The organism is Neisseria sp. HMSC074B07, assembly GCF_001810355.1.
Taxonomy (GTDB): domain Bacteria; phylum Pseudomonadota; class Gammaproteobacteria; order Burkholderiales; family Neisseriaceae; genus Neisseria.
In genome coordinates this window covers 14,389-19,858 of the sequence record NZ_KV800901.1, presented here as the reverse complement: position 1 = coordinate 19,858, position 5,470 = coordinate 14,389, and the positions used below count along the sequence as shown (strand labels likewise).

Below are 5,470 nucleotides of genomic sequence, written 5' to 3'. Positions count from 1 at the left end.
TTTATGAGTGTCCAAGATTTGGGGGCCAGTTCAATTTTCAGACGACCTTTTTTCTACATCAATAAACGATGTTCAGCAGGCAATCAATAGAAGCCTTCGCGCTCTTCGCGGGTGGAAATGTAGATGTTTTTCACCTGCGTGTAGGCGGCGAGCATCATTTTGTGGGTTTCGCGGCCGATGCCTGAAGTTTTGTAGCCGCCGAACGGTGCGCCTGCGGGCAGGCGGTTGTAGCAGTTTACCCAAACGCGGCCGGTTTCCAGTGCGTTGGAAACGCGCAGGCAGCGGTTGATGTCTTTGCTCCAAACTGCACCGCCCAGGCCGTATTCGCTGTCATTGGCCATTTTGATGACTTCTTCTTCGGTTTTGAATTTAATCACGGTGGCAACCGGGCCGAAGATTTCTTCTTGGGCAACGCGGGCGTTGTTGCTGTCGGCTTCAATCAAGGTCGGTTCGACAAATTCGCCTTTGCCCAATTCGCCTTCGATTTTCTTACCGCCGGTAATGATGCGGCAGCCTTCTTGTTCGCCGATTTTGACGTATTTCAAAATGGTTTCAAGCTGACCGGCGTTGACTTGCGAACCCATTTGGGTATCGTCTTCCCAAGGCAGGCCGACTTTGATTTTTTTGAACTCTTCCGCCAAGGCGTTGACGAATTTGTCGTAAATGCCTTCCTGAACGAAGATGCGCGAACCGGCGCAGCACACTTGGCCTTGGTTGAACAAAATGCCTTTTTGCGCGCCTTCGAGGGCTTTGTCGAACGGCATGTCGTCAAAGAAGATGTTGGCGGATTTGCCGCCCAGCTCCAAGGTGGAGGGAATGAGCATTTCGGCAGCAGCGATGCCGATGCGGCGGCCGATTTCGGTTGAGCCGGTGAAGGCGAGTTTGTTGAAGCCTTTGTGGTGCAGCATGTATTCGCCGGATTTTGAACCGCGTCCGGTAATGATGTTCAGCACGCCTTTAGGCAGCAGGTGGTTAATTTTTTGGGCGAGCGACAACAGGCTCAGCGAAGTGCTGGAAGACGGGTGAATGACGATGGTACAGCCTGCGGCAAGTGCGGGCGCGATTTTCCAAGCCGCCATCAGGAAGGGGAAGTTCCACGGAATGATCTGACCGACTACGCCGATAGGTTCGCGCAGTACGATAGACAGATCTTCGGAGTCAAGCTGGGTTGCGGTGCCTTCTTCGCCGCGGATGACGCTGGCGAAATAACGGAAATGGTCGGAAGCCAGCGGGATGTCGGCGGCGCGGGTTTCACGGATGGGTTTGCCGTTGTCCAGCGTTTCCTGCAGGGCGAACAATTCCAAGTTTTCGTCAATCACATCAGCGATTTTGTTGAGTATGGCGGCACGTTCGGTTGCGGTGGTCTTGCGCCATGTTTTGAATGCTTCCTGCGCGGCGGCGACAGCGGCATCGACATCGGCGTCGGTCGCGTCGGTGAATTTCGCCAATACTTCGCCGTTGGCAGGATTGTACGAATCCAAAAGCGCGCCGGGTTTCGTCCACACGCCGTTAATCAAGAGGCCGTACTCTTTATCAAACACATTTAAATCTTTTGCCATGATGCTGTCTCCTTGGTTGTCTTTCTTAGGTTTTAGACGTTCCTCAAACGTCGTCTGAAAACAGGATAGTATTTTTTCTCTTTCAGTTCAAGCACTAAAAATGATAACGTTCTCGAAATTCCAAATATGTAATTTTCTAAAATAGGAAATTTAAACCGATAAGGCTTGAACCCGTATGGAAACAAAGCGTGTTTGTTAATATATTTAAATTTTTCAGACGACCTTTTTTACATGATATGTGTAAGAATTTTTCAGAATCTTCGCGGATATATCCTTATAATTTAAATGTTATGGTATAACATTTTATTCCTTATTTTTCAAAAAGATAGGGTGTTGACACGGAGAAATGAAGGGGAGTATTCTCATTTACAGGAAAGGCGTTATCCCGCCCAACCATTTACGGATTTCTTACGAATGCCAAGGAGAACACCATGAAGATGCAAGCAGTTGTTGTGAATCAAAATGTAGCAGGCGATGTAGAAGTTGTAGAACGCGAACTGCGCCCGTTGGAATACGGCGAGGCGTTGGTTGAAGTCGAATATTGCGGCGTGTGCCATACCGACTTGCACGTTGCGGCAGGCGACTACGGCGAAAAACCGGGTCGCGTGTTGGGACACGAAGGCATCGGCATCGTCAAAGAAGTCGCTCCGGGCGCGAACGCCCTGAAAGTCGGCGACCGCGTCAGCATCGCATGGTTGTTCCAAAGCTGCGGTTCGTGCGAATACTGTAATACCGGCCGCGAAACCTTGTGCCGTTCCGTATTGAACGCCGGCTACACCGCCGACGGCGGCATGGCGACCCACTGTATCGTCGATGCGGACTACGCCGTCAAAGTACCCGACGGCCTCGATCCCGCACAAGCTTCCAGCATCACCTGCGCCGGCGTAACCACTTACAAAGGCGTGAAAGTTTCCGGCGTGCGTCCGGGACAATGGATTGCCGTTTACGGCGCGGGCGGTTTGGGCAACTTGGGTGTCCAATACGCGAAAAAAGTATTCGGCGCACACGTTGTCGCCATCGACATCAATGATGAAAAACTGGCATTCGCTAAAGAAAGCGGCGCAGATTTAGTCATCAACGCTGCCAAAGAAGACGCAGCCAAAGTGATTCAGGAAAAAACCGGCGGCGCACACGCAGCCGTTGTCACCGCCGTATCCGCCGCCGCGTTCAACTCTGCCGTGGACTGCGTCCGCGCAGGCGGCCGCGTCGTTGCCATCGGTCTGCCGCCTGAATCTATGGACTTGTCCATCCCACGTCTGGTCTTGGACGGCATCGAAGTGGTCGGCTCGCTGGTCGGTACGCGCAAAGACTTGGAAGAAGCCTTCCAATTCGGCGCAGAAGGCTTGGTGGTACCAAAAGTCCAACTGCGTGCTTTGGACGAAGCTCCGGCGATTTTCCAAGAAATGCGCGAAGGCAAAATCACCGGCCGCATGGTTATCGACATGAAAAAAGAATGCGGCTGCGGTCATCATTAATTTGATGTAGGCAGTTGACTAGAAAGGTCGTCTGAAACCTTGTTTTGGGGTTTCAGACGACCTTTTGTTTGATTCTAACCATCGCGGATTCACACAATCCGAGTCAATCGGCTCAGCCGGATCATCTCATGCCGCAAAGGCGCATCTGATTTAATGTTTTCCGCTTTTATAACCAACGTCGGACGCGTCGGCAGTACGCCTCGTACTCAGCACCGAATTTCCGCGCCAAAACGCGTTCTTCAGGCATGATTTGAAACCGCGTCATATAGGCGGCAAATACCACCAAAAACAGCCACGGCAGCGGATGCGCCAAGTGTCCCGCCCATGCCGCCAGCCAGAAGCCCATGCCCGCATACATCGGGTTGCGGCTGAAACGGTACACGCCGTCTGAAACGAAGTGTTCGGTTTGTTCGGGGTTGAACGGGCTGACGGTCGTGCGCACACGGCGAAACGCCCACACACCTAACACACCCAACGCTGTCCCAAACGCTATCAAAACAACCGACAGCAATATCGGAAAGTGTGGCAGTATGCCTACCAGCGCGGATACTTGCGCAGAGGCATACATCAGCAATGCGCAGATAAAACATATCGCCGGCGGCGGGATTTTGGTTTCTAAATTCATATTATTGTCTTTATAAAACGGATACAGTGACGTTTTCAGACGACCTCTTGCCGTCATTCCCAAGTTCAAATCCAATCAAAACGACTCATCCGCCCGCAGATAGCGCCATTTGCCGGGCGGCAGTTTGCCCAGTTTGACCTTACCCATCCGAATCCGCTTCAGCCCGACGACGCGCAAACCGACAAGTTCGCACATACGGCGGATTTGCCGTTTTTTGCCTTGTTTCAACACGAAACGCAGCTGGTCTTCGTTTTGCCATTCTACTTTGGCGGGGCGCAATTTCTCGCCGTCCAAACTCAATCCGTGGTTGAGCAAGGCAAGTCCTTTTTCGTCCAATTTGCCGCGCACGCGCACCAGATATTCTTTTTCGCTGCCGCTGTTTTCGCCGATAAGCTGTTTGGCGATGCGGCCGTCCTGCGTCAACACCAGCAACCCGACGGAATCGATGTCCAGTCTGCCGGCGGGCGCCAAGCCGAATTTGTGTTTTTCGCTGAACGGAATGCGGCTGTCGTCGCCTTCCCAACGGTTGTCGGCGGTAATCAGCTCGGCGGCGGATTTGTAGCCTTTTTCCGCCTGCGCGCTGACGTAGCCGACGGGCTTGTTGAGCAGGATGGTGACGCGCTCCGCCTGTTTTTCATGCGCCTGCCGGTTGAGGTCGATGCGGTCGCGTTCGGTTACTTTCTGACCGAGTACGGCGGTTTGCCCGTTGACCTTGACCCAGCCTTGCTCGATGTAGCTGTCCGCCTCGCGGCGCGAGCATAAGCCCAATTGCGCCATACGTTTGGAAAGGCGCATGGTTTCGTTTGAATCGTGTTCCATAATGGTTTGCCTGAAAAGAATGAATCAGATTATAAAGCCAAACCGTCATTTTCCCTACCGACATTATCGACATACCGCCCATCTTACGGACGCGCGAAATGCCCGCCCATGTCGAATAAATACCGCCAAGCCCGTTTTATGACAAAGGTCGTCTGAATAAACTATACTTTCAGACGACCCCTATTCATCACGGAGCTTATCCATGTCCATCCGTCTGACTACGCTGTCGCTTATTCTCGCCGCCACAGCCTGCACGCCCACCGTTTCCCCATCGGCAGAAAATTCGCCGACCGTCACCAAATCCGCCATCGATACCGACTACTGGACCGAACAGCCCTATTGCAGCGGCCGCTATCAATTGCGCCTGCCGTCCCAACGCCGTCACGGCAGTACGCACCTTGATTACAACGGCTGGAGTGTGATGGTTATGTTTAACGACTGGAAGAGAAACGTTAGGAATATCAACGAGTTTAAGCAAAATGGTAGAGCAGGAACAAAAATTGTCGTCGATACCCGCACCCTGATTCCGGATCGGGCAATGATGCAGGTAACGCGTAGGGATTTTGAATGGGAGCATATTATCCGAGATCGCGGTATGCCCTACGAAGCCGATTTATATTTCAAGCTGGATAATGATGATGCTTATATTGTGCGTAGTTATTTCCGCATTCCTTCTGATCATGGCAAAGCCCCTGCCAACTGGAAAACCCAAGAAAAAGAAGCAATAAACACCATGGAGAAAAAATTCCGCCAAGAAATCCTCAATGGGTTGAAAACCAGACAGGAATTTGAAGTGCCAAATAAACACGGCATTTGTCTGATAGGCGGTTTTATCGCGGACGACGGCAAAAAACCGTTTGAAGTCCATAGCACCGTCGAATTTGCCAAACAACACGATATGAGTCTGGAAATCATGCACGGCGACGTGTTGAAAGCAGGCGAACCGACGTTGCTGCAACGTAAGGTAAATCTGGGGAAAGGCGCAATGGTTA

5 protein-coding genes are annotated in these 5,470 nt (G+C 51.9%); 2 read left to right on the top strand and 3 right to left on the bottom strand.

Annotation, left to right across the window (positions count from 1 at the left end; translation table 11 throughout):
• Positions 1-83: 83 nt before the first annotated feature.
• Entirely contained in the window at positions 84-1,559 is a 1,476-nt protein-coding gene (locus HMPREF2726_RS01460) for an aldehyde dehydrogenase family protein (protein WP_070601947.1), read from the bottom strand.
• A 431-nt stretch (positions 1,560-1,990) separates the two neighbouring features.
• Here HMPREF2726_RS01460 and adhP point away from each other — a divergent pair, with 431 nt between their 5' ends.
• Positions 1,991-3,034 (top strand): alcohol dehydrogenase AdhP, encoded by a 1,044-nt coding sequence (gene adhP, locus HMPREF2726_RS01455; RefSeq protein ID WP_003764565.1) that lies wholly within the window; start codon positions 1,991-1,993, stop codon positions 3,032-3,034.
• A gap of 166 nt (positions 3,035-3,200) precedes the next feature.
• On the opposite strand, the gene HMPREF2726_RS01450 is transcribed toward adhP, so the two are convergent.
• Positions 3,201-3,659, bottom strand: a complete 459-nt coding sequence (locus HMPREF2726_RS01450; RefSeq protein WP_070601945.1) for a methyltransferase family protein — start codon at positions 3,657-3,659, stop codon at positions 3,201-3,203.
• A gap of 75 nt (positions 3,660-3,734) precedes the next feature.
• Positions 3,735-4,478 (bottom strand): pseudouridine synthase, encoded by a 744-nt coding sequence (locus HMPREF2726_RS01445; protein WP_009312411.1) that lies wholly within the window; start codon positions 4,476-4,478, stop codon positions 3,735-3,737.
• 202 nt (positions 4,479-4,680) lie between these two features.
• Between HMPREF2726_RS01445 and HMPREF2726_RS01440 the strand changes: the two genes are divergently transcribed.
• The coding region (locus tag HMPREF2726_RS01440; RefSeq protein WP_070601944.1) for a T6SS immunity protein Tli4 family protein at positions 4,681-5,470 on the top strand (790 nt) is incomplete at its 3' end.

Bases quoted from the DNA above. Each gene is read 5' to 3' on its own strand.
- HMPREF2726_RS01460 (WP_070601947.1), bottom strand. From the start codon at position 1,559: ATGGCAAAAGATTTAAATGTGTTTGATAAAGAGTACGGCCTCTTGATT.
- adhP (WP_003764565.1), top strand. From the start codon at position 1,991: ATGAAGATGCAAGCAGTTGTTGTGAATCAAAATGTAGCAGGCGATGTA.
- HMPREF2726_RS01450 (WP_070601945.1), bottom strand. From the start codon at position 3,659: ATGAATTTAGAAACCAAAATCCCGCCGCCGGCGATATGTTTTATCTGC.
- HMPREF2726_RS01445 (WP_009312411.1), bottom strand. From the start codon at position 4,478: ATGGAACACGATTCAAACGAAACCATGCGCCTTTCCAAACGTATGGCG.